This is a genomic window from Allobosea sp. Root670 (assembly GCF_001429415.1).
GTDB classification, from domain to species: Bacteria; Pseudomonadota; Alphaproteobacteria; order Rhizobiales; family Beijerinckiaceae; genus Allobosea; species Allobosea robiniae.
The window spans coordinates 1-21,594 of the sequence record NZ_LMJU01000005.1 but is presented as its reverse complement, the minus strand read 5'-3'; the positions used below and the strand labels follow the sequence as shown (position 1 = coordinate 21,594).

The window sequence follows — 21,594 nt, the reverse complement described above, 5'->3', positions numbered from 1 at the left end:
CTGCGACGTTCCTAGCATTCCGGCCAGGTCGTGACGAACGCGTCTCCTGCCACTCGGTGAAAGAAATTTGCATCCGGCCGACAGGATTGCAGCGCTTCTTTCGGCGCATCTGCATTATCCCTTCGCATCCCTGTGAAGCGAGGCTGCTCCGATGCCCAAGCTCGATCTCGACGATCTCCAGTCGCAGATGACAGCGTGGCGCCGCCACCTGCATAACCATCCCGAATTCGGCTTCGAGGAGAAGCGGACAGCCGCCTTCGTCGCCGCGAAGCTGCGTGAATTCGGCCTGGACGAGGTCGTCGAGGGCGTCGGCGGCACCGGCGTCGTCGGCACGCTCAAGCGCGGGAGCGGCAACCGCGCCATCGCGCTCCGCGCCGACATGGATGCATTGCGGATCACCGAACAGGGCGGACAGCCCTATCGCTCGCAGACACTCGGCGTGATGCATGCCTGCGGCCATGACGGCCATACAGCGATGCTGCTCGGCGCGGCCAGGCTGCTGGCGGAGGAAGGCGGCTTCGACGGCACCGTGCGCTTCCTGTTCCAGCCGGCCGAGGAATGGGGGCGCGGCGCGCTCGCCATGCTCGACGACGGGCTGATGGAGCGTTTCCCGTTCGAGGAAATCTACGGCCTGCACAACATGCCCGGCCTCGCCGTCGGGCAGTTCCAGACGCGCGCCGGCTCCTTCATGTCGGCCGAGGATAATTTCGAGATCGTGCTGAAGGGCGTCGGCGGCCATGCGGCAAAGCCCCATGCCGGCAGCGAGGTTCTGGTCGCCGCCTGCGCGCTCGTGATGCAGCTCCAGACCATCGTCTCGCGCCGCCTGAGCCCTGCCGATATCGCCGTGGTCTCGGTGACCGAGCTGCTGACCGACGGCACCCGCAACGTGCTGCCGGGGACCGCGCGCATCCTCGGCGACGCCCGCAGCTTCCGGCCTGAGGTCAGCGCCGCGATCGAGCGCCAGATGGGCATCATCGCGCGCGGCACGGCTGATAGCTACAACCTCAGCCACGAGCTGACCTATACGCGCGAATTCGTGCCGCTGGTGAATGACGAAGCGCTCTCGCAGGAAGCGCTGGCCGCCGCCCGGATCGTGCTCGGCGACGACAATGTCGCGATCGCATCCGAGCCGATGACGGGCTCGGAGGATTTCGCCCGCTTCCTCGACCATGTGCCCGGCTGTTTCGCCTATGTCGGCAACGGCGAGGCTTCGGCGCCGCTGCACAACCCGTCCTATGATTTCGATGATCGCGGCCTGATCCACGGCGCGCGGTTCCATGCCGGGATCATCAGGCACAGGCTGCCTGAGGGCTGAGCTTCGGCTGCACAAGGAGAAATCTTTTCCGCGGCAGCACTCCCGGGGAAGAGCCTTGCAAACATCCCCTGATCTATGGAGCCAAACCCTATTCCGGCCGGCGTAGACATGAGCCTGTGTCAAACAGGCTCATGTCCCAATACTCAGGCGCGCTTCGGCCGCCGTACGGCCCGCAGCGTGCTCTTGTCGCCGTCGCCGCAATAGAACAGCCCGGCGCCATCCGATTCCAGCCCGGAGAGGCCGCCCCCGGGCGGCATGGCGAGCGCGTCAAGGACCTTGCCGGTCGCGGGGTCGATCCGGCGCAATTCGCTTTCGCCCTCTTCCCAGGTGCCGTGCCACAACTCCCCGTCGACCCAGGTCACGCCAGTGACGAAGCGGTTGGTCTCGATGCTGCGCAGCACCTTGCCCGTGGCCGGGTCGATCTGGTGGATCTTCCGCTCGCGGTAATGGCCGACCCAGAGCGAGCCCTCGGCCCAGGCGAGCCCGGAATCGCCGCCCTTGCCGGGTGCGGGGATCGTGCCGAGCACGGAGCCCGTCTGCGGATCGATCTTCTGGATACGGTCCTCGGCGATCTGGAAGAGATGCGTGCCGTCGAAGGCCGTGCCGGCATGGGCGGGCACGTCGATGGTGCGAATGATCTCACCCTTGACGGTATCGAGCTGGTTCAGCCTGTCGCCGGAGGCGAACCAGACATTGGCGCCGTCGAAACTGACGCCATGAACCTTCTCGACACCTGGAAACGGGCCGTAGGTACGGGTGATATCGGCGTTTGTGATCGTCATAGCCTGGCTCCTGCGTCTGTTGCGATGCTGGACCCTAGCCAGCCGGCCAGGACGCTGTGAGTAACAAACTCGTCGCGAAACCCGGCATCGGCGGCATCACCCAGCGGCGCGCCCGTGCCTGCCCGAAAGACTGGATCTTGCCAGCTTCGGCGAGGGCATCGAGCGCGCGCTGGACGCTGCGCTGGCTCGATCCAAGCGCCAGCGCCAAGGCGGAGCTCGACCATGCCTCGCCGTCAGTCATGAGGGCGAGCAGCGTGGCATGCTTCTCCTCGACCGGGCGCGCCAGCACCACGATCCCGCCCGCGCGACGCGGCGCTATGATGAAGCCGGCTTCCGTCGCGCTGATCCGCGCCAGCGGCCGCAACGCCGCGCGCAGGCGGCCGATCTCGACGCGTAGCCTTGCCCGGTGCGATTCATCGGTGAAGCGCGAGCCGAAGGCGCCGGCAATCAGCACGTCGCGCGGCGCATCCTTGGGCCAGGCCTCGGCCAGCGTCCGCAACAGGGCGAAGAGCACGGGGCGCGTCGCCAGCGACACGAAGCTGGCCCGGTCGCGCGCGCCATGGCGGCAGGCATCGACGATCAGCGCCTGCGATGCCTGCAAATCTTCGACCTCGTCGAGCAACAAGGAGCGCTCGACACCATCCGCGATCAGGCGCGCGGCCGGCTCTTCGAGCAGGCGGCTTGCAGTTTCGACTTCGGCGATCAGCGCCGGGATTCCGGCGCGACCGGCGGCCTCGCGCGCTTCCACCAGCGCGGCCCGTGCGTTTCGCGCTTCCATCTGGCGCAAAGCGATGCCGGCGCTTGCCAATCCGTGGACAGCCCGCAACGGTGCCGGCAACTGCGCGGGATCGATACCGGCGAGCCGTTCGCCCGCATGGCCAAGCCGGCCGATCAGCAGCAGGCGGCGGATGTCGAGCAGGCGTGCATGGTCGGCGTTCGCGCGATCGCCATGGGCTTCGAGCACCGCGCCGGCTTCATCGAGCCTGCCGGGAGCCCAGCCGAGATCGCGCGCCGCGAGGGCGACCTCCGCCTCGGCGACCGTGCAACGAGCGCGGGCGACCGCTTCCCTCACCCCAAAGGCGCGGCCGGCACGGCGCAGCAAAAGCTTGGCGCGGGCGAAATCGCCAAGCTGCGCCATCGCGATGCCGCGCAGCGCCAAGGCGGGCGCGTCATCCCGCAAGGCGACGCGGTTCAGCGCCCCCAGCGGGTCGCCCTTCGCCAAGGCCTGCGCCGCCGCCGTGATCAGCGAGTCCATCGGAATCCCGCCAAACTTGTCACTCCCACCGCCTGTCGTCTCCGCCTTACCACCGATCGTGACGCCGCATCGAGTGTCGAGGCGGCGCGAACATCTGGCGACAGGAGTGAGACATCATGACCAGTCATGCGATCGGAACGCGCGAAGAATGGCTTGCCGCAAGGCTCGAACTGCTCGAGGCCGAGAAGGCGTATACGCGGCAGGGCGATGCGCTCGCCGAGCGGCGGCAGGCGCTGCCCTGGGTCAAGGTCGAGAAAGACTACGTCTTCCAGACCGAGCAGGGCGACGCCTCGCTGGCCGAGCTCTTCCAGGGGCGCTCGCAGCTCCTCGTCTATCATTTCATGTTCGGACCGGACTACAAGGCCGGCTGCCCGTCCTGCTCGGCGATCGCCGACGGGTTCAACGGCTCGGCGACGCATCTCGCCCATCACGACGTGATGCTCTGGGCGGTCTCGCGGGCGCCGATCGACAAGCTCCTCGCCTTCCGCGAGCGCATGGGCTGGAGCTTCCCCTGGGCCTCGTCCGGCGAGAGCGACTTCAATTTCGACTACAACGTCTCCTTCACCGAGATGCAGGAGCGGACGCAGGGCATCGACTACAATTTCCGCCACCAGCCGAAATTCGAGTGGCGGACCGACGGCAACGCGATCGAGCGCTCGCTCGCCGGGATGTCCGGGGTCGACGTCCCCACCTATCACCGCGACCGGCCGGGCCTGAGCGCCTTCATCCGCGAGGACGGCGCGATCTACCACACCTATTCCAGCTATTCGCGCGGCGTGGACGGCGTCTGGGGCATGTATGCCTGGCTCGATCGGGCGCCGAAGGGCCGCAACGAGGCGCAGGGGCCGTGGTGGCTCCATCGCGACCGCTACGCGGCCCGCCAAGCCGTGTCGTGAGCGCGACCCGGACAGGTTGCGAGACGAGCCCCGCGTCCGGTCGAGAGGCCGGGCGCGGGGCTCCGCTCGTCTTCGTTGGAAGCGCAGCCCTGCTCTTCGCCGCCGCGCTCGTCGCCACAGCCCTGTCCTGCGCGGCGATGGAAACGATGGGCGCGGTGCCGATGGCCGGCGGCTGGCTGCTCTCGGGGATCTGGCTGCCGCTCTGCGGCCAGTCGTGGTTCGAAACCGCGGCCTGCTTCCTCGGCATGTGGCTCGTGATGACGATCGCGATGATGCTGCCGTCGCTGACACCAGTGCTGTGGCGCTATCGGAAGGCGATGCTCGCGGCTGGAGCCACCCGGCCCGGCGGGCTCGCCGCGCTGATCGGCGCCAGCTATTTCGCCGTCTGGATCGGCTTCGGCCTGCTCTCCTTCCTGCTCGGCGCGAGCCTGGCCCAGGCAGCGCTCCAGTCTCCCTCGCTCGGGCGCCTCGGCCCGCCAGCGGGTGCCCTGATGATCCTGATCGCCGGGCTTGCGCAAGCCTCGCGCTGGAAGGCCCGGCTTCTGGCTGATTGCCATGGGGCTCATCCCGCATCGTGGACCCATTCCAACGCGATGGCGGCGGTAGAGGCCGGCGCCATTCTCGGCCTGCGCTGCTGCCTGTCCTGTCTCGGCCCGATGGCGGCGCTGACTGCGGGCGGCCTGATGGATCTGCGCCTGATGGCCGGCGTGACGATCGCCATCACGGCCGAGCGCCTCTTGCCGGCGGAAACACGCATCGCGGACGCCATCGGCGTCATCATGAGCGCCGCCGGACTGCTTCTGCTCGTGCAGGTGCTCGGATGAACGGCTCCCCGCAAACCGGGCCAGTTTAGCATGACGCCGGCAAAGCTCATTGACGGGGCGCAAATTCGCTGCTTCATTCGCAGAAAGCATCAAGCAGCGAAGTTGATGCATGAAAGGGATTGCCATGGCTCAACCCGCCAACCCTGAGGCCTCTCCCTGGATCGGCGCCGCCGCATCGGCCGCCGCGCAATCCCGCAGTGCCATTTTCGAAATGAGCCGGCAGGCCGAAAGCGCCGTCATCGATCCGCGTGATGCCGGCGGCTTTCCCTCCGGCTGGCGCCGCGCCGTTGCCGCCCGGATCGCGACCCTGAACGCGCTGCCGGAGCTGGCCGCGCATTATCTCGGCAGCGTGACCGATCCGGCCTTGCGTGGTCTCGCCGACCCCGCTGAGACCGGGCGCGAGCCCCGTGAGCGCAGCGTCATCAGCTTCATGGACCGGGTCGCGACGCAGCCGCGCGCCGTGCAGGCCGAAGAGATCGAGGGGCTCAAGGCGGCCGGCGTGGCCGAGGCCGATATCGTGCGGCTCTGCGAACTCAACGCCTTCATGAGCTATCAGTGTCGCGTTCTCGCCGGGCTCGCCGTTCTCAAGGGAGCCTCCGCATGAGTCGGGTCGTGCATCGCTTCACCCGCAATGTGCCGGACTGGCAGCCGCGGGTGACACCCGTCGACCTCGCCAAGGCGAGCCCCGAACAGCTCGACGCGCTGAAGGTCACGCCGTCCAACACCAAGGTCTCGGATTACGTGCTGGTGCTGGCGCATGATCCGGAGACGCTCAACGTGCGCTCGCCGCTGTTCAACGGCATCATGTACGATCCGGGCGGCCTGAGCCGGGCCGAGCGCGAGCTCGGGGCGATCGGCGCCTCGGTGGTCAACCGTTGCATCTACTGCGCCGCCGTGCATGCCGCCCGCCATGCGCAGCTCAGCAAGGACACCGCCGTCACCGATGAACTCTTCGCCAATGGCGAGAAGGCCAAGCTCGGCCCGCGCGACCAGGCGATCTTCGACTATTCGGTGAAGCTCTCGCAATCGCCGCCGGCCGTGACCGAGGCCGACACCGCCCGCCTGCGCGAGGCCGGGCTGGACGAGGCCGAGATCGTCGACCTCATCCTGTCCACGGCGCTGTTCGGCTGGGCCAACCGGCTGATGCACATCCTCGGCGACCCCGTCCGCAAAGACGGGTGAGATGAGCCGTCTCAAGATCCTCGAGGCCTATCTGCAGGTCGCCTCGCTCGGCAGCGTAACGGCGGCGGCGAAGCATCTGGGCGTGTCCCAGCCTTCGGTCAGCCGCATGATCCAGGAGCTGGAGCGCGATCTCGGCCAGCCTCTGTTCGAGCGTGTCGGCCAGCGGCTGGTGCTGACGCAGAAGGGCATGGTGCTGCGCGACGATGTCGAGCGGGCGCTGGCCGGCTTCGTCAATCTGTGGGAGCGTGCCCGCGAGGTGATCGGCGAGGCCGAGCCACCGATCCGGATATCGGCGGTCTCATCGCTCGCCTTCGGCCTGCTCACCGATGCCTGGAACGGGGCGGATGCGCCAAGGCTTGCGATCGAGGTCGAGAATCCCGACCGCGTCCAGAACGCGGTGATCTCCGGCAATGCGCAGCTCGGCGCCACCAGCGCGCCGCTGCTGCATCGCGACCTCTCGCTGGAATGGCTGGGCACGGCGCCTTGCGTGCTCGCCGTGCCCGAGACCGACCCGCTCGCCCAGATCGAAGGGCCGATCGATCTTCATGCCCTCGCCGGACGCGACCTTGTCGGGATGTCGCTGCGCCGCGGCTTTCCGGCGCGCATCCGCGCGGCGCTCCACGCGGCCGGCGTTGATGTCCGGGTGAGAATCCGCACGACCTCGACCATGAACGTGCTGTCCTTCATCCGGGCCGGTGCCGGCATCGCCATCGTCGAGCCGCTGACGCTGACCGGCAATCCGACGCCCGGCATCCGCGTCCTGCCGCTGGCGACTTCGATCCCCTATTGCTTCGGCGTCGTCACCGCGCGCGGCGTCACCCTCTCCGACAAGGCCCGCGACCTGATCGCCGCGCTCAAGACGAGCGCGCAGAAGCGGATTGCCGATTTCGCCCTGATCCCCCCCGAAGAGCATCAGGCGCTGCTCGCCTCGCTGACCAAACAGGAGACGCGGCTGTGACGACAAACCAGGCCGCTGCACCTGAAGGGCTGGAAGCGCTGAACCGCCGCGTCGCCCGCGAGCTCGAACTGCTGACCCTGCCGGCTGCCCCTTGGGTGCCGGAACGCAGCGTCGATGGCGAGCCTGTGCTCGATGTCGCGATCATCGGCGCCGGCATGGCCGGGCTCGCCGCGGCTGCGGCGTTCCGGAATATCGGCCTGCGTGCCGTCAATTTCGACCGCCGGCCGCAGGGCTTCGAAGGCCCCTGGGCGACGACGGCGCGGATGGAGACGCTGCGCTCGCCGAAAACCCTGACGGGACCGGCGCTCGGCATCCCCTCGCTGACCTTCCGCGCCTGGTTCGAGGCGCAGTTCGAAGCTGCCGACTGGGAGGCGCTCGACAAGATCCCGCGGCTGATGTGGATGGACTATCTGCGCTGGTTCCGCGAGGTTCTCGCTCTCGATGTCCGCAACGGCCATGAGATCGCGATGATCCATCCCGGCCCCGAGCATGCGACGCTGGAGATCGACGCCGCTGGCACCCGCCGGCGCGTGCTCGCCCGCCATGTCGTGCTCGCGACCGGCCGCGACGGGCTCGGCGGCCCGGCCGTGCCGGAGATCGCCGAGAGCCTGCCGCGCGCACGCTGGGCGCATTCCTCGGATGAGAACGACTATGCGCAACTCCGCGGCAAGCGCGTCGCCGTCATCGGCGCCGGCGCGTCGGCGATGGACAGCGCCGGCACGGCGCTCGAAGCCGGCGCGGCCAGCGTCGACCTGCTGATCCGCCGCCGCGACATCCCCCGCATCAACCGCGGCAAGGGCATGGGCCATCCCGGCTCGATCGCCGGCTATCGCCATCTGCCCGATGCCTGGAAATGGCGGATCAACAGCTATATCGCCCGCGAGCAGGTGCCGCCGCCGCGCGCCAGCGTGCTGCGCGTCTCGCGCCATCCCCACGCTTCCTTCCGGCAGGGCACCGCGCTGATCTCGGCGCGGATGGAGGGCGACGAGATCGTCGTCGAGACCAGCGCCGGCACGATGCGCTTCGACTTCATGATCTTCTCGACAGGCTTCAAGGTCGATTGGGGCAGCAGGCCCTTCCTCAGGGAGATCGCGGCCAGCGCCCGCAACTGGGTCGACCGCGGCATGCCCGATGATGCCGAGCCAAGCCTCGGCGCCATGCCCGACCTCGGCCCTGCTTTCGAATTCCAGCCGAAAGTACCCGGCACCTGCCCCGGACTCGAGCGCATCCACTGCTTCTGCTACCCGGCGATGATGTCTCACGGCACGGTCTCCGGCGACATCCCGGCGATCAGCGACGGTGCCGAGCGATTGTCGCAGGCGATCGCGTCGAGCCTGTTCCGCGAGGATATCGAGGTGCATTTCCAGCGCGGCCAGGCGTATTCGGAGCCGGAGATCTTCGGCGACGAATGGGTACCGATCCTGCCCGAACCGACGAAGGTGTCGGCCTGATGCTCGGGTGGCTGCTCCAGCGCGTCGCGCAGGCGCTTCTCGTGATCTTCGCGATGTCGCTCGTGGTCTTCCTCGGGCTGCACGCCGTCGGCAACCCCGCCGACCTCCTGCTGGCACCTGACGCGACCCAGATCGACCGGGCGGAGCTCGTGGCCCGGCTCGGCCTCGACCGCCCGCTCTGGCAGCAGTACCTCAACTTTGCGGGCAGCGCCCTGCAGGGCGATCTCGGCCGCAGCTTCGTCTACAACGTGCCGGCGGTGACGCTGATCCTGCAGCGCCTGCCGGCGACGCTGGAGCTCGCCTTCGCCGCGATGGTCTTCGCGGTCATCATCGGCGTACCGCTCGGTCTCTATGCCGGGCTCTATCCCGAGCGCCTGCTGTCGAAGCTGATCCAGACCGGCAGCATCCTCGGCTTCTCGCTGCCGACCTTCTGGGTCGGGCTCCTGCTGATCATGACCTTCAGCGTCTCGCTCGGCTGGCTGCCGGCGAGCGGGCGCGGCGAAACCGTGCGCGTCTTCGGCGTCGAATGGTCGTTCCTGACGCTCAACGGCTGGCGCCACCTGCTGTTGCCGGCGATCAACCTGTCGCTGTTCAAGGTCTCGCTGGTGATCCGCCTGACGCGGGCCGGCGTGCGCGAGGTGCTGCCGCTCGACTATGTCCGCTTCGCACGGGCCAAGGGCCTGCGCCGCGGCCGGATCGTAATAATGCATATCCTGCGCAACATCATGATCCCGCTGGTCACCGTGCTTGGCCTCGAGCTCGGCTCGACCATCGCCTTTGCCGTGGTGACCGAGAGCATCTTCGCCTGGCCGGGCTCGGGCAAGCTCATCCTCGACAGCATCAACGCGCTCGATCGGCCGGTGGTGATGGCCTATCTGCTGGTCGTGGTGACGCTCTTCGTCATCATCAACCTCGTCGTCGACATCCTCTATCGCTTCCTCGATCCGCGCGTCCGCGAGGAGGCCTCGGCATGACCACGGTTCCAGCCGCCGCTTCCGCCCGCCGCCCGTCGAGCAGCGCGCTCCGCCGCTTCCTGCGCGCGCCCTCCGCCTGGATCGGGCTCGGCCTGATGACGTTGCTCGTCATCGGTGCCGTGTTCGCGCCGCAGATCGCACCGCAGAACCCGTTCGACCTCGCGGCGATCGACGTGCTCGACGCCCGGATGACGCCGGGCTCCGTGTCGTCGACCGGCGACATCACCTATCTGCTCGGCACCGACGGCCAGGGCCGCGACCTGTTCTCCGCGATCCTCTACGGGCTCAGGACAAGCCTGACCGTCGGCGTCGGCTCGGCCGTGCTCGCCGGCATCATCGGCATCCTGCTCGGATTGATCGCGGCCTGGAGCGGCGGCTTCATCGATGCGCTGATCATGCGGCTCGTCGACCTCCTGATGTCGCTGCCCTCGATCCTGATCGCGCTCCTGATGCTGGCGCTGCTCGGCAAGGGCATCGGCAATGTCGTGCTGACCCTGGTGCTGCTGGAATGGGCCTATTATGCCCGCACCGCCCGCGCCCAGGCGCTGGTCGAGCGCAAGCGCGATTATTTCGAGGCCGCGCGCGGCCTCGGCCTGCCGACCTCGCGCATCCTGCTGCGCCATGTCCTGCCGAATTGTTTACCGCCACTGCTCGTCATCGGCGCGCTTCAGGTCGCGCGCGCCATCACGCTGGAGGCGACGCTGTCCTTCCTCGGCCTGGGCGCGCCGGTGACGCAGCCCTCGCTCGGCCTGCTCATCGCCAACGGCTTCCAGTTCATGCTCTCGGGCGAATACTGGATCAGCTTCTTCCCCGGCCTGACGCTGCTGACGGCCATCGTCGCGATCAACCTCGTCGGCGACCGCCTGCGCGAAGTGCTCGATCCGAGGGCGCTGAAATGACCGCGCCGCTGCTCGAACTCCGCAACCTGCGCACCCGCTTCCGCACCGATCGCGGCGACCTCGACGCCGTGCGCGACGTCTCCTTCACCCTACGGGCCGGCGAGACGCTCGGCCTCGTCGGCGAGAGCGGCTCGGGCAAGTCGGTCACCGGCTTCTCGATCATGGGGCTGATCGACCCGCCCGGCCAGGTCGTCGGCGGCGAGATCCTGTTTCGCGGACAGGATCTGACCAGGCTCGACGAGGAGGCTATGCGTTGCCTGCGCGGCAACCGCATCGCCATGGTCTTCCAGGACCCGATGATGACACTGAACCCGGTGCTCCGGATCAGCACGCAGATGATCGAGACGATCCGGGCGCATGAGACGATCGACGACGCTTCGGCGCGCATCCGTGCCCGCGACCTGCTCGGCACCATGGGCATCCCGAGCCCGGAGGCACGGCTCGACGCCTATCCGCACCAGCTCTCCGGCGGCATGCGGCAGCGCGTCGCCATCGCCATCGCGCTGATCAACAAGCCTGACCTGATCATCGCGGACGAACCGACCACCGCGCTCGACGTCTCCATCCAGGCGCAGATCCTGGCCGAGGTCCAGCAGCTCACCCGCGAAAGCGGCACCGCCCTGCTCTGGATCACCCATGACCTCTCGGTGATCGCCGGCATCGCCGACGAGATCGCGGTGATGTATGCCGGGCGCATCGTGGAGCATGGCGGAATCGATGCCGTGCTAGACCGGCCGAGCCATCCCTATACGGCCGGGCTGATCGGCAGCCTGCCGGGGGCGAGTGCGCCGGGCTCGATGCTGGTGCAGATTCCCGGCACGACGCCCGACATGGTCGACCCGCCCCAGGGCTGCGCCTTCGGTCCGCGCTGCTCGCGCCGCGACGACGCCTGCGAGCGTCAGCCAGCCTTCACCGAGGGCGCGCATCGCCTGCGCTGCTTCCATCCCCTGTCCGGCCCCGCTTCATCGGCCGAGGTGGCGGCATGACGACGAAACCCGCCTCCGTTCCGGCGCTGGAGACGCACGATCTGAGCCGCCGCTTCGGCCGTGCGGACGGGCTCGCGGTCAAGCTGCATCTCGCCAGGCGGCAGCCCGTTATCCACGCGCTCGACGGCATCGACCTGACAATTCCGACCGGCGAATTCGTCGGGCTCGTCGGCGAATCCGGCTCAGGCAAGTCGACGCTTGGGCGCATTGCCGCAGGCCTCCTGCCGCCGAGCAGCGGCACGGTCGAGGTCTTCGGCCGCGCCCCGCAGGGCGACCGCTCGGTCCATCGCGACGTGCAACTGATCTTCCAGGACCCGCAGGCGAGCCTCAACCCGCGCATGCGCGTCGCGGAGGCGATCGGCGAGGCGCCGCTGGTCCATGGCATCGCCTCGCGGTCCGAGATCGACGAGTATGTCTGCGCGCAGATGCGTCGGGCCGGGCTCGACCCGGCCTATCGCCAACGCTTCCCGCACCAGTTCTCCGGCGGCCAGCGCCAGCGCATCTCGATCGCGCGGGCTCTCGCCCTGCAGCCGCGTTTCCTGGTCTGCGACGAATCCGTCGCCTCGCTCGACGTCTCGATCCAGGCGCAGATCCTCAACCTGTTCATGGAGCTGCGCCGCGATCTCGACCTGACCTATCTGTTCATCAGCCACGACCTGCGCGTCGTGCAGCACATCGCCGACCGCGTCGTGATCATGTATCTCGGCCGCATCGTCGAGGATGCGCCGGCCGCCCGGTTCTTCGCCCATCCGAACCATCCCTATACGCAGGGCCTGCTGGCGGAGATCCCCGACCTGAAGCAGCGGCGGCGCGTCTATGCGCCGGTGAAGGGCGAGATCCCGAGCCCGGCCGCCCCGCCGCCCGGCTGCCATTTCCACCCGCGCTGCCCGGCCGCCTTCGACCGCTGCCGCGTCGAAAGACCCGCCCTGCGCGAGATCGTGCCGGGCCACCGTTCTGCCTGCCACCTCAACGACGTCGCAGCGGCCCCGGCCCGCGCGCAAACAGGAGAGATCGCATGACGACCAGACTGAGCACCTTCGCCCTTTCGGCGGCACTGATCGCCGCCGCAGGCGCCGCCAACGCGGAAGACCTGCGCATCGCCTTCGGCGACCCGGTCTCGGCGATCGACCCGCAGCTCAACAACCATGCCGGCGATCATTCGGTCTCGCAGCATTTCTGGTCGCGCCTCGTCGCGCAGAAGACCGAGGGCGGCGTGGTCCCCGACCTCGCGGCCTCCTGGAAGAACCTCGCGCCCAATACCTGGGAGTTCAAGCTGCGCGAGAACGCGGTCTGGACCGACGGCAAGCCGGTCACGGCCGAGGACGTCGCCTTCTCCTATGAGCGCGCCCAGGCCGTGCCGGGCAGCGTGGCGAGCTACAAGGGCTTCCTGCGCAATGTCGCCAAGGTCGAGATCAAGGACCCGCACACGCTGGTGATCACCAGCCGCGCGCCCGATCCGCTGCTGCCGATCAACATCTCCAGCATCTATGTCGTCAGCAAGCATGTCGGCCAGACCGCGACGACGGACGACTACAACAGCGGCAAGGCGATGGTGATCGACGGCCCCTATGCCTTCGTCAGCTACACGCCGGGCGACCGCATCGAGATGAAGCGCAATGACAGCTTCTGGGGGCCTAAGCCCGAGTGGGAGAAGGTCAACTACCGCTATATCGCCAATCCGGCGGCGCGCACGGCCGCCCTGCTCTCGGGCGATGTCGACGTCATCGACAAGGTCTCGTTCTCCGACATCGAGAAGCTCGAGAAGAACCCCAAGGTCAAGGTCTGGTCCTATCCGGGCCTGCGCGCCCTGATCATGCAGCCGAGCTTCAACCCGAACCCGTCGAAATTCATCACCGACAAGGCCGGCAAGCCGCTCGACAAGAACCCGCTGCTCGATGTCCGTGTCCGCAAGGCGCTCACCATCGCGATCAACCGCGACGCGATCGCGGATCGCGTCGCCCGCGGCGGCGTGACCGTGGCATCGCAGTGGATGCCGGCCGGGAGCTTCGGCTACGATCCGGACCGCGCCAAGATCGATCTCGACCCCAACAAGGCCAAGGCCCTGCTCACCGAGGCCGGCTATCCCGATGGCTTCAAGCTGACCATGCATGTGCCGGGCGAGCGCTATCCGCTGGCGCCCGAGACCGCGCAGGCGATCGCGCAGTTCTGGACCCGCATCGGCGTCGAGACGCAGGTCGAGGTCGTGCCCTTCTCGGTCTATTCCGGCGCAGCCAACAAGAACGAATATGCGATGAGCATGATCGGCTGGGGCAACGGCACCGGCGAAGGCACCTATGCGATGACCGCGATCCTCGCGACCGCCAACGCCTCGAAAGGCCTCGGTGCCTCGAACTGGGGTCGTTACAGCAACCCGAAGCTGGACGAGGCCCTCGCCAAGGCCAGCGCGGAATTCGACGACGCCAAGCGCGAGGCGATCATCAAGGACGCGGTCAAGGTCGTGATGGACGATGTCGGGATCATGCCGCTCTACCATTACAAGAACATCTGGGCGAGCCGGCCGGATCTGAAGGTCGTGCCCTGGCACAGCGACCGCACCGTCGCCATGCAGGTCAGCAAGGCCAAGTAAGGACGTCGCCATGCCCGCCGCCTTCGCGATCAGCCCCGCCATCGACCTGATCGACGTATCCCGCCGGATTGTCCTGACGGGACTGCCGGCGGGCGCGGAGGTGACCATCGCCGCGGAGACCCCGCGCGATGGCCATGTCTGGCGGGCTGAGGCGGTGTTCGTTGCCGGGGCCGATGGCAGCATCCACCTCGGACGCGACGCGCCGGTGCGCGGCGATTACGAAGGCGTCGCGGCGATGGGGCTGGTCTGGGCGCAGACCGGCACCGGCGAGCTGTTCCCGGCCGACCTGTCTCGCCCGCTCGAAACCACGCTCACCGCCCGTATCGGCGGCGAGACGATGGCTTCGGGACAGTTCAATCAAGTTCTCATGGCCGAGGGCGTGACGCGGCATCCGCTCGCCGAAGACGGACTCGTCGGCACGCTGTTCCTGCCGGCCGACGAAGGCCCGCATCCGGCGATCATGATCCTCAACGGCTCGGGCGGCGGCATCAACGAGCCGCGCGCCGCGCTCTGGGCCTCGCGCGGCGTCGCGGCGCTGGCGCTCGGCTATTTCGGCGCACCCGGCCTGCCGAAATATATCTCGAACACGCCGCTGGAGTATTTCGCGCGGGGGCTCGACTGGCTGCGCGCCCGCGTTCGCCCGAAAAACGATTTCGTCGCCGTCGCCGGACAATCGCGCGGTGGCGAACTGGCGCTCCTGCTCGGCGCAACCTTCCCCGACAAGGTCTCGGCCGTGCTGGGCTATGTGCCGAGCGCCTTCGTTCATGGCGGGCAGGCGGCCGCCGACCCGGCTCCAGGCCTCGGTCGTGATGGTCCCTGCTGGACGCTCGACGGCAAGCCGCTCGTCCATCAATGGCAGGACAACGCCACGGCAAGCTGGAAGCCCTATGACGAGGCGACCGAAATGCGCCGCAATGCCGATGCGATGCGGACCGCGCTCAGTGATCCCGCCGCAATGGCCCGCGCCCGCATCCCGGTGGAGCGGATCGCCGGGCCGGTGCTGCTCATCTCTGGCGGCGATGACGGGGCGTGGCCTTCCGATCTCTATTCGCTGATCGTGCAGTCGAGCCTGCTCGCGGCCGGGCATCCGCATGAGGTTCTCTGGAAGAATTGGCCGGCGGCCGGCCATTCCATCCTGTTTCCCCATGTGCCCGCGACGCGCATCGCCCATCGCCACCCGGTCAGCGGCATCGCGACCACGATGGGCGGCACGCCGGCGGCGAATGCCGCGGCTAATGCCGGTGCCTGGGAGGCAGCGCTTGCCTTCCTCAGGCGCCATCGCGAGCAAGCCGGCTGACAGTCCCCGCACGGCACGAGCGAACCTGTGCACCACCCCATCGGCGGGCCACGACCTCTTGTGCGGGGAAGCATTTTCACGTCATCTCCGCTGACGCCATGCCGGCGCAGCGCTGCTGTGCCGGCTCAACATGACCTCGGCTCACCGGATCACGAATGGTTTCTGTAGCGCTGAAGACGGTTTCGAAGAGCTGGGGTGGTGCTGCCGCCGTCGATGCCATCAGCTTCACCGTCGAGGGCGGCAATCTCGTCGCATTGCTCGGCCCGTCCGGCTGCGGAAAGTCGACCACGCTCAGGCTGATCGCCGGGCTCGAGGAGACCAGCAGCGGCACGATCGCGATCGGCGGGCGCGACGTCACCCATGCCTCGCCCTCGCAGCGCGGCATCGCCATGGTCTTCCAGAACTACGCGCTGTTCCCGCATCTGAGCGTCGCGGAGAACATCATGTTCGGCCTCAAGGTCCGCAAGGTCGGGCGCGCCGAGCGCGATGAACGCCTCGCCCGCGCCGCCTCGATCCTAGGGCTCTCCGCCCTGCTGGAGCGCAAGCCCTCGCAGCTCTCCGGCGGCCAGCAGCAGCGCGTCGCGCTCGGCCGCGCCATAGTCGCCGAGGCGCCGGTCTGTCTGATGGACGAGCCGCTCTCCAATCTCGACGCCCAGTTGCGCGTCGAGATGCGCCGCGAGATCCGCGAATTGCAGCAGCGGCTCGGCATGACCATGGTCTATGTCACTCACGATCAGGTCGAGGCGATGACCATGGCCGACCAGGTCGTGCTGATGCGCAACGGCCGGATCGAGCAGGATGCCCCGCCGGACGTGCTCTACGAGAACCCGGCGACGATCTTCGCGGCCCGCTTCGTCGGCACGCCGCCGATGAACGTGCTGCCGCTTGCGACGGTGCAGGCGCGCGGCGGCGCGATCACCGCTCCCGATGGTCTCGATCCCGCCAGCCTCGCCGTCGGCATCCGCCCCGAGATGGTGGAGATCACCGCAAGCGGCGTCGCCGCCGATGTCGTCGCGGTCGAATATCTCGGCTCCGATACGCTGCTGGAAACCCGCATCGACGGCCATTCCTTCATCGTTAAGCGGCCCGGCAAGGTCCGGATCACAGCCGGCGAACAGATCTACATCACGTTGTCACAATCGGCGCTGCACTGGTTCGACCTGGCGTCGGAACGGAAGGTGGTTCGCAACTGAACCGGCCGGAGCGTCGGACGAGCGGACCATCCCAACAAGGGAGAGAGGACATCATGGACAGGCGTGAATTTCTTGGCGGCACCGCCGCACTTACGGGCGCGACTGCGCTACCCGGCATCGCCCGGGCGCAGAGCACCGAGCTCTCGTTCTTCTATCCGGTCGCCGTCGGCGGCCCGATCACCAAGCTGATCGACACCTACGCCGCCGACTTCGAGAAGGACAACCCGTCCATCAAGCTGAAGCCGATCTATGCCGGCACCTATCAGGAAACCATCGTCAAGGCGCTGACCGCGCATAAGAGCGGCACGCCGCCGGTGCTCTCGGTCCTGCTCTCGACCGACATGTTCACGCTGATCGACGAAGAGGCGATCGTGCCCTTCGACGATTTCATCAAGACCGACGAGGACAAGAAGTGGCTTGCCGGCTTCTACCCCGGCTTCATGGAGAACAGCCAGACCGGCGGCAAGACCTGGGGCATCCCGTTCCAGCGCTCCACGGTGGTGCTGTACTGGAACAAGGAACTGTTCAAGGAAGCGGGCCTCGATCCCGAGAAGCCGCCGAAGACCTGGGCCGAACAGCTCGAATTCGCGCAGAAACTGACCAAGCGCGACGCCTCCGGCAACACCACGCAATGGGGCATCCAGATCCCCTCCTCCGGCTTCCCCTACTGGCTGTTCCAGGGCCTCACGACCCAGGCCGGCGCGATCCTCGCCAACAGCGCGGGCGACAAGACCGATTACGCCAATCCGGGTGTGGTCGAGGCCCTGCAGTACTGGGTCGACCTCGCGCAGAAGCACAAGGTCCATCCGCCCGGCATCGTCGAATGGGGCACCACGCCGCGCGACTTCTTCGAGAAGAAGGTCGCGATGATGTGGACCACCACCGGCAACCTCACCAATGTCCGCGCCAACGCCAAGTTCCCCTTCGGCGTCGCGGTTCTCCCGGCCGGCAAGAAGCCGGGCAGCCCCACCGGCGGCGGCAATTTCTATCTCTCGAAGAAGGCGACCAAGGCCGAGCAAGAAGCCGCCTTCAAGTTCGTGCGCTGGATCACCACGCCCGAACGCGCGGCGCAGTGGAGCATCAATACCGGCTATGTCGGCGTCACGCCGGCCGCCTACGAGACCGAGGCGATGAAGAAATACGTCGCCGATTTCCCGCCGGCGCTGGTCGCACGCGATCAGCTGTCGAGCGCGGTGGCCGAACTCTCAACCCATGAGAACCAGCGCGTCACCAAGGCGCTGAACGACGGGTTGCAGGCGGCACTGACCGGCACCAAGGCGCCGCAGAAGGCAATGGAGGAGGCGCAGGCCGAGGCCGAGCGCATTCTCAAAGCCTATCGCTGATCCCGCCCAGATGACGAACCGCGCGACCGCGACGCTCCATGGCTGGCTGCTCCTGCTGCCGGCCATGGCGTGCCTGGCCCTGTTCACGCATTGGCCCGCGGTCGCGAGCTTCATCGAGAGCTTCCATTCGACACCGAAGGCGCGCCGCCCGGCGCGCTTCATCGGGCTCGATAACTACCAGCAGATGCTCGCCGACCCGATCTTCTGGAAGGCGATGAGCAACAATCTCTGGTTCGCGCTCGGCACGATCCCGACATCGATCGCGCTGGCGCTCTTGATGGCGGTCTGGGTCAACGACAGGATCGCGGGGCGCACGCTCGTCCGCATGGCCTTCTTCACACCGACGATCCTGCCGATGATCGCGGTCGCCAATATCTGGCTGTTCTTCTACACGCCGCAATACGGGCTGCTGGAGCAGATCACCGGCCTGTTCGGCGCGCGTTCGACCAACTGGCTGGGCTCGCAGGACACCGCGCTCTACGCCATCACCATCGTCGCGATCTGGAAGGAAGCCGGCTTCTTCATGATCTTCTATCTCGCGGCGCTGCAGGCGATTCCGCCCAGCCTCGGCGAGGCGGCGGCGATCGAGGGCGCCTCGCGCTGGACCTTCTTCCGGCGCATCCAGTTCCCGCTCCTGATGCCGACGACGCTGTTCGTGCTGATCAATGCCGTGATCAACGCCTTCCGCATGGTCGACCATATCTTCGTGATGACGCGCGGCGGCCCGGACAACGCGACGACACTGCTGCTGTTCTACATCTACCAGGTTGGCTTCGGCTTCTGGGACACGGCCTATGCGGCGACGCTGACCTGCGTGCTGCTGGCTCTGCTCGCGCTCGTCGCCTTCGTCCAGTACGGCTGGCTCGAACGCAGGACGCATTACCAATGAGCGCCGCGCCCCACCCCGCTCCGACGGCTGCGCGCGCTGACCCTTACGCGCCCAAGGGCCTCGCGCTCACGCTGGAATCGACCGGCGCGATCCTGCTCGCCCTGCTCTGGGTGCTGCCGCTCGCCTATGCCGTCTGGGCGGCGTTCCACCCGGCCGAATACACCACCCGCTTCGTGCTGACCGCGCCGCTGACGCTGGACAATTTCACCCGCGCCTGGGCAGCCGCGCCCTTCGCCCGCTATTTCCTCAACACCTTCATCCTGGTCACCCTGATCCTCGTTTTCCAGATCGTGCTGGGCACGCTCGCCGCCTATGCGCTGGCACGGCAGGATTTCTGGGGCCGCGACATCGCCTTCGTGCTGATCCTGGCGCAGCTCATGATCATGCCGGACGCGCTGATCGTCGAGAACTACCGCACGCTCGCCAAGCTCAACCTGATCGACACAATCCCGGCGATCGCCCTGCCCTATATCGCCTCGGCCTTCGGCATCTTCCTGCTGCGGCAGACCTTCAAGACCGTGCCGAAGGAACTCGACGACGCCGCCCGCGTCGAGGGCGCGAGCCCGCTGCAAGTGCTGATGCGGGTCTATGTCCCGCTGGCGAAGCCGACCTACATCGCCTACGGCCTCGTCTCGGTCAGCTATCACTGGAACAACTTCCTCTGGCCGCTGCTCGTCACGAACTCGGTCGAGTCGCGCCCGCTGACCGTCGGCCTCCAGGTGTTCTCCTCGGCCGACCAGGGCATCGATTGGGCTGTGATCTGCGCAGCGACATTGATGACCTCGGCGCCGCTGCTCGTCGGCTTCCTGCTGTTCCAGCGCCAGTTCGTGCAGAGTTTTATGCGCGCGGGTATCAAGTAACGACCGATACGCCGATGAAACTGATCACCTGGAACATCCAATGGGCCCGCGGCGTCGACGAGAAGGTCGACCCGCACCGCATCATCGATCACGCCAGGCAGATGGCGGATTTCGACGTGCTCTGCCTGCAGGAGGTCGCAGCCAATTTCCCCGATCTCGACGGCAATGACCGCACCGACCAGTTCGCCCTGTTCAGCGAGTTGCTGCCGGGCTTCACCGCGATCGAGGCGATCGGCGTCGACGTTCCGGATGGCGCCGGCGGCCGCAAGCGCTTCGGCAATCTCGTCCTGTCGCGGCTACCCGTGGCGCAGGCGCTGCGCCATGTCCTTCCCTGGGAAGCGGCAGCGACGCGCAACATGCCACGCGTGCTGGTCGAGGCGATGGTCGAGACGCCCTTCGGCCCGATCCGGGTGATGACGACCCATCTGGAATACTCTTCGCCCATATTGCGGGCCGCCCAGGTCGAAGGCATCCGGCAGATCCACCGCATGGCCGCCGCGCGGCAGGTAACGCCGCGTGCAGCCGGCCCGCATACCTATGCGCCGACGCCGAACGCGGCGAGCGCAATCCTGACCGGCGATTTCAACATGCGCCCGGACGATGCCGGATTGGCGCAGTTGCTCGCTCCGTTCGAGGGCGACGTGCCGCCGCTGATCGATCTCTGGCCGGTGCTGAAGGGCTCGGAACCGCATCCGCCCTCCGCCTTCATCTGCGACCAGACCTACGGCCCGCCGGGCTGTCTCGACTTCGTGCTTGCGACGCCGGACCTCGCCCAGCGGGCTCGTTCGATCACCTACGACATCGAGACGCGAGCCTCGGATCACCAGCCGATCCTGGTCGAGTTCGATCTCGGATGATCTTCACCCGGCAGGATCACGAGCGGCTCGACGCGATCCTGCGCGAGGCGGCGCGGCGCGAGGTGATGCCGCGTTTCCGCCGGTTGGCGGATGGCGATATCCGCGCCAAGCAGAATCCGGTCGATGTCGTCACGGAAGCCGACGAGGCAGCCGAACGCTTCATCTGCGCCGAGCTGGCGAAGGCCTTTCCGGGCGCGGCGCTGATCGGCGAAGAGGCGGTGACGAAAGACCCGTCCCTGCTCTCGAAGCTTTCCGAAGCCGAGCTCGCCTTCGTCATCGACCCGATCGACGGCACGCTGAACTATGCCAGCGACCTCTCGCTCTTCGCCGTGATGGCTGCGGTCGTCGTCCGGGGCGAGATCGCCGCCGCCGTGATCCATGACCCCACCGCCGAGGACAGCGCCATGGCACTGCGCGGCGGCGGCGCATGGCTCAGCCGCGCGGATGGCGCGAGCCGTGACCTGCGCGTCGCAGCGCCCGTCGCGATACGGCAGATGAACGGCATGGCGAGCTGGCAATATTTCCCCGAGCCGCTGCGCAGCACGCTTCCCGGCCGCTTCCCCGCCTTCCTCGAAGTCGGTTCGCTGCGCTGCTGCGGGCAGGAATATCGTTTGGCTGCGGCGGGGCGCCTGCAATTCCTGCTCTATGGCATCCTCAATCCCTGGGACCATGCGCCGGGCGTGCTGCTCTACAGCGAATCCGGCGGCCATGCGCGCCTGCTCGACGGCCGGCTCTATACACCGACCGAGCGCTCGGCCGGGCTGCTCTGCGCGCCCGACGAGGCGAGCTGGCAGGAAATTCGATCGACCCTATTGGACTGAGTGGCAGCCGCCGCCGCTCAGTCGTCGTCTTCGTCGCGCGGGCGAGCGCTTTCCCCGAGGATTTCGCGCTTTCCGGCGTGGTTAGCGGGTCCGACGATGCCCTCGTTCTCCATGCGCTCCATGATCGAGGCGGCGCGGTTGTAGCCGATCTGGAGGCGGCGCTGGATATAGGAGGTCGAGGCCTTCTTGTCCCGCAGCACGACCGCCACAGCCTGCTCGTAGGGG

The 21,594-nt window shown here is 67.6% G+C and carries 22 protein-coding genes; 19 read left to right on the top strand and 3 right to left on the bottom strand.

The window, feature by feature from the left end; all coding sequences use genetic code 11:
• Positions 1 to 151: 151 nt before the first annotated feature.
• Positions 152 to 1,315, top strand: a complete 1,164-nt coding sequence (locus ASE61_RS08240; protein WP_061966419.1) for a M20 aminoacylase family protein — start codon at positions 152 to 154, stop codon at positions 1,313 to 1,315.
• A gap of 143 nt (positions 1,316 to 1,458) precedes the next feature.
• Here the strand turns inward: ASE61_RS08240 and ASE61_RS08235 are convergent, their stop codons facing one another.
• Both ASE61_RS08235 and ASE61_RS08230 read right to left on the bottom strand, forming a co-directional pair.
• Positions 1,459 to 2,097, bottom strand: coding sequence for a glutaminyl-peptide cyclotransferase (locus ASE61_RS08235; RefSeq protein ID WP_061966418.1), 639 nt, complete (start codon positions 2,095 to 2,097; stop codon positions 1,459 to 1,461).
• A 34-nt stretch (positions 2,098 to 2,131) separates the two neighbouring features.
• Positions 2,132 to 3,352 carry a hypothetical protein gene (locus ASE61_RS08230; protein ID WP_061966417.1) on the bottom strand — a complete coding sequence of 407 codons (1,221 nt, stop codon included), beginning with the start codon at positions 3,350 to 3,352 and terminating at the stop codon, positions 2,132 to 2,134.
• A gap of 116 nt (positions 3,353 to 3,468) precedes the next feature.
• Here ASE61_RS08230 and ASE61_RS08225 point away from each other — a divergent pair, with 116 nt between their 5' ends.
• The 18 genes from ASE61_RS08225 to ASE61_RS08140 all read left to right on the top strand — a co-directional run bounded on the left by ASE61_RS08225 (position 3,469) and on the right by ASE61_RS08140 (position 21,369).
• On the top strand, positions 3,469 to 4,248 hold the full coding sequence (locus ASE61_RS08225; RefSeq protein WP_061966416.1) for a DUF899 domain-containing protein: 780 nt from the start codon (positions 3,469 to 3,471) through the stop codon (positions 4,246 to 4,248).
• Positions 4,245 to 5,072, top strand: coding sequence for a DUF2182 domain-containing protein (locus ASE61_RS08220; RefSeq protein ID WP_156407022.1), 828 nt, complete (start codon positions 4,245 to 4,247; stop codon positions 5,070 to 5,072). Before ASE61_RS08225 ends, ASE61_RS08220 begins: the two co-directional genes overlap by 4 nt.
• A gap of 124 nt (positions 5,073 to 5,196) precedes the next feature.
• Complete coding sequence (locus tag ASE61_RS08215) at positions 5,197 to 5,676, top strand: hypothetical protein (RefSeq protein ID WP_061966414.1); 480 nt, start codon at positions 5,197 to 5,199, stop codon at positions 5,674 to 5,676.
• Complete coding sequence (locus ASE61_RS08210; protein ID WP_061966413.1) at positions 5,673 to 6,254, top strand: peroxidase-related enzyme; 582 nt, start codon at positions 5,673 to 5,675, stop codon at positions 6,252 to 6,254. The genes ASE61_RS08215 and ASE61_RS08210 overlap by 4 nt, the downstream gene beginning before the upstream one ends.
• 1 nt (position 6,255) lies before the next feature.
• On the top strand, positions 6,256 to 7,212 hold the full coding sequence (locus ASE61_RS08205; RefSeq protein ID WP_061966412.1) for a LysR family transcriptional regulator: 957 nt from the start codon (positions 6,256 to 6,258) through the stop codon (positions 7,210 to 7,212).
• Positions 7,209 to 8,663 carry a flavin-containing monooxygenase gene (locus ASE61_RS08200; RefSeq protein ID WP_061966411.1) on the top strand — a complete coding sequence of 485 codons (1,455 nt, stop codon included), beginning with the start codon at positions 7,209 to 7,211 and terminating at the stop codon, positions 8,661 to 8,663. The genes ASE61_RS08205 and ASE61_RS08200 overlap by 4 nt, the downstream gene beginning before the upstream one ends.
• Positions 8,663 to 9,637 carry an ABC transporter permease gene (locus ASE61_RS08195; protein ID WP_061966476.1) on the top strand — a complete coding sequence of 325 codons (975 nt, stop codon included), beginning with the start codon at positions 8,663 to 8,665 and terminating at the stop codon, positions 9,635 to 9,637. The genes ASE61_RS08200 and ASE61_RS08195 overlap by 1 nt, the downstream gene beginning before the upstream one ends.
• Positions 9,634 to 10,536: an ABC transporter permease gene (locus ASE61_RS08190; protein ID WP_082617301.1), complete on the top strand. Its 903-nt coding sequence runs from the start codon at positions 9,634 to 9,636 to the stop codon at positions 10,534 to 10,536. Before ASE61_RS08195 ends, ASE61_RS08190 begins: the two co-directional genes overlap by 4 nt.
• Positions 10,533 to 11,522: an ABC transporter ATP-binding protein gene (locus tag ASE61_RS08185; RefSeq protein WP_061966410.1), complete on the top strand. Its 990-nt coding sequence runs from the start codon at positions 10,533 to 10,535 to the stop codon at positions 11,520 to 11,522. Before ASE61_RS08190 ends, ASE61_RS08185 begins: the two co-directional genes overlap by 4 nt.
• Positions 11,519 to 12,541, top strand: coding sequence for an ABC transporter ATP-binding protein (locus tag ASE61_RS08180; RefSeq protein WP_061966409.1), 1,023 nt, complete (start codon positions 11,519 to 11,521; stop codon positions 12,539 to 12,541). The genes ASE61_RS08185 and ASE61_RS08180 overlap by 4 nt, the downstream gene beginning before the upstream one ends.
• Complete coding sequence (locus tag ASE61_RS08175) at positions 12,538 to 14,109, top strand: ABC transporter substrate-binding protein (RefSeq protein ID WP_061966408.1); 1,572 nt, start codon at positions 12,538 to 12,540, stop codon at positions 14,107 to 14,109. Before ASE61_RS08180 ends, ASE61_RS08175 begins: the two co-directional genes overlap by 4 nt.
• A 10-nt stretch (positions 14,110 to 14,119) precedes the next feature.
• A complete protein-coding gene (locus ASE61_RS08170; protein WP_061966407.1) occupies positions 14,120 to 15,406 on the top strand; it encodes an acyl-CoA thioester hydrolase/BAAT C-terminal domain-containing protein in 1,287 nt (428 codons plus the stop codon).
• A gap of 155 nt (positions 15,407 to 15,561) precedes the next feature.
• On the top strand, positions 15,562 to 16,599 hold the full coding sequence (locus tag ASE61_RS08165) for an ABC transporter ATP-binding protein (RefSeq protein ID WP_061966406.1): 1,038 nt from the start codon (positions 15,562 to 15,564) through the stop codon (positions 16,597 to 16,599).
• A 53-nt stretch (positions 16,600 to 16,652) separates the two neighbouring features.
• Positions 16,653 to 17,942 carry an ABC transporter substrate-binding protein gene (locus ASE61_RS08160; protein ID WP_061966405.1) on the top strand — a complete coding sequence of 430 codons (1,290 nt, stop codon included), beginning with the start codon at positions 16,653 to 16,655 and terminating at the stop codon, positions 17,940 to 17,942.
• Between the two features lie 10 nt (positions 17,943 to 17,952).
• Positions 17,953 to 18,831, top strand: a complete 879-nt coding sequence (locus tag ASE61_RS08155) for a carbohydrate ABC transporter permease (RefSeq protein ID WP_061966404.1) — start codon at positions 17,953 to 17,955, stop codon at positions 18,829 to 18,831.
• Positions 18,828 to 19,691 (top strand): carbohydrate ABC transporter permease, encoded by an 864-nt coding sequence (locus ASE61_RS08150; protein WP_082617300.1) that lies wholly within the window; start codon positions 18,828 to 18,830, stop codon positions 19,689 to 19,691. Before ASE61_RS08155 ends, ASE61_RS08150 begins: the two co-directional genes overlap by 4 nt.
• A gap of 14 nt (positions 19,692 to 19,705) precedes the next feature.
• Positions 19,706 to 20,548 (top strand): endonuclease/exonuclease/phosphatase family protein, encoded by an 843-nt coding sequence (locus ASE61_RS08145; protein WP_061966403.1) that lies wholly within the window; start codon positions 19,706 to 19,708, stop codon positions 20,546 to 20,548.
• On the top strand, positions 20,545 to 21,369 hold the full coding sequence (locus ASE61_RS08140) for an inositol monophosphatase family protein (protein WP_061966402.1): 825 nt from the start codon (positions 20,545 to 20,547) through the stop codon (positions 21,367 to 21,369). Before ASE61_RS08145 ends, ASE61_RS08140 begins: the two co-directional genes overlap by 4 nt.
• 17 nt (positions 21,370 to 21,386) lie before the next feature.
• Here the strand turns inward: ASE61_RS08140 and ASE61_RS08135 are convergent.
• Positions 21,387 to 21,594 (bottom strand): DNA translocase FtsK (locus ASE61_RS08135; protein ID WP_156407021.1); only part of this gene is annotated, 208 nt, incomplete at its 5' end.

Bases quoted from the DNA above. Each gene is read 5' to 3' on its own strand.
- ASE61_RS08165 (WP_061966406.1), top strand. From the start codon at position 15,562: ATGGTTTCTGTAGCGCTGAAGACGGTTTCGAAGAGCTGGGGTGGTGCT.
- ASE61_RS08170 (WP_061966407.1), top strand. From the start codon at position 14,120: ATGCCCGCCGCCTTCGCGATCAGCCCCGCCATCGACCTGATCGACGTA.
- ASE61_RS08240 (WP_061966419.1), top strand. From the start codon at position 152: ATGCCCAAGCTCGATCTCGACGATCTCCAGTCGCAGATGACAGCGTGG.
- ASE61_RS08150 (WP_082617300.1), top strand. From the start codon at position 18,828: ATGAGCGCCGCGCCCCACCCCGCTCCGACGGCTGCGCGCGCTGACCCT.
- ASE61_RS08155 (WP_061966404.1), top strand. From the start codon at position 17,953: ATGACGAACCGCGCGACCGCGACGCTCCATGGCTGGCTGCTCCTGCTG.
- ASE61_RS08145 (WP_061966403.1), top strand. From the start codon at position 19,706: ATGAAACTGATCACCTGGAACATCCAATGGGCCCGCGGCGTCGACGAG.
- ASE61_RS08175 (WP_061966408.1), top strand. From the start codon at position 12,538: ATGACGACCAGACTGAGCACCTTCGCCCTTTCGGCGGCACTGATCGCC.
- ASE61_RS08205 (WP_061966412.1), top strand. From the start codon at position 6,256: ATGAGCCGTCTCAAGATCCTCGAGGCCTATCTGCAGGTCGCCTCGCTC.
- ASE61_RS08215 (WP_061966414.1), top strand. From the start codon at position 5,197: ATGGCTCAACCCGCCAACCCTGAGGCCTCTCCCTGGATCGGCGCCGCC.
- ASE61_RS08230 (WP_061966417.1), bottom strand. From the start codon at position 3,352: ATGGACTCGCTGATCACGGCGGCGGCGCAGGCCTTGGCGAAGGGCGAC.
- ASE61_RS08185 (WP_061966410.1), top strand. From the start codon at position 10,533: ATGACCGCGCCGCTGCTCGAACTCCGCAACCTGCGCACCCGCTTCCGC.
- ASE61_RS08195 (WP_061966476.1), top strand. From the start codon at position 8,663: ATGCTCGGGTGGCTGCTCCAGCGCGTCGCGCAGGCGCTTCTCGTGATC.
- ASE61_RS08140 (WP_061966402.1), top strand. From the start codon at position 20,545: ATGATCTTCACCCGGCAGGATCACGAGCGGCTCGACGCGATCCTGCGC.
- ASE61_RS08180 (WP_061966409.1), top strand. From the start codon at position 11,519: ATGACGACGAAACCCGCCTCCGTTCCGGCGCTGGAGACGCACGATCTG.
- ASE61_RS08225 (WP_061966416.1), top strand. From the start codon at position 3,469: ATGACCAGTCATGCGATCGGAACGCGCGAAGAATGGCTTGCCGCAAGG.
- ASE61_RS08190 (WP_082617301.1), top strand. From the start codon at position 9,634: ATGACCACGGTTCCAGCCGCCGCTTCCGCCCGCCGCCCGTCGAGCAGC.
- ASE61_RS08235 (WP_061966418.1), bottom strand. From the start codon at position 2,097: ATGACGATCACAAACGCCGATATCACCCGTACCTACGGCCCGTTTCCA.
- ASE61_RS08210 (WP_061966413.1), top strand. From the start codon at position 5,673: ATGAGTCGGGTCGTGCATCGCTTCACCCGCAATGTGCCGGACTGGCAG.
- ASE61_RS08160 (WP_061966405.1), top strand. From the start codon at position 16,653: ATGGACAGGCGTGAATTTCTTGGCGGCACCGCCGCACTTACGGGCGCG.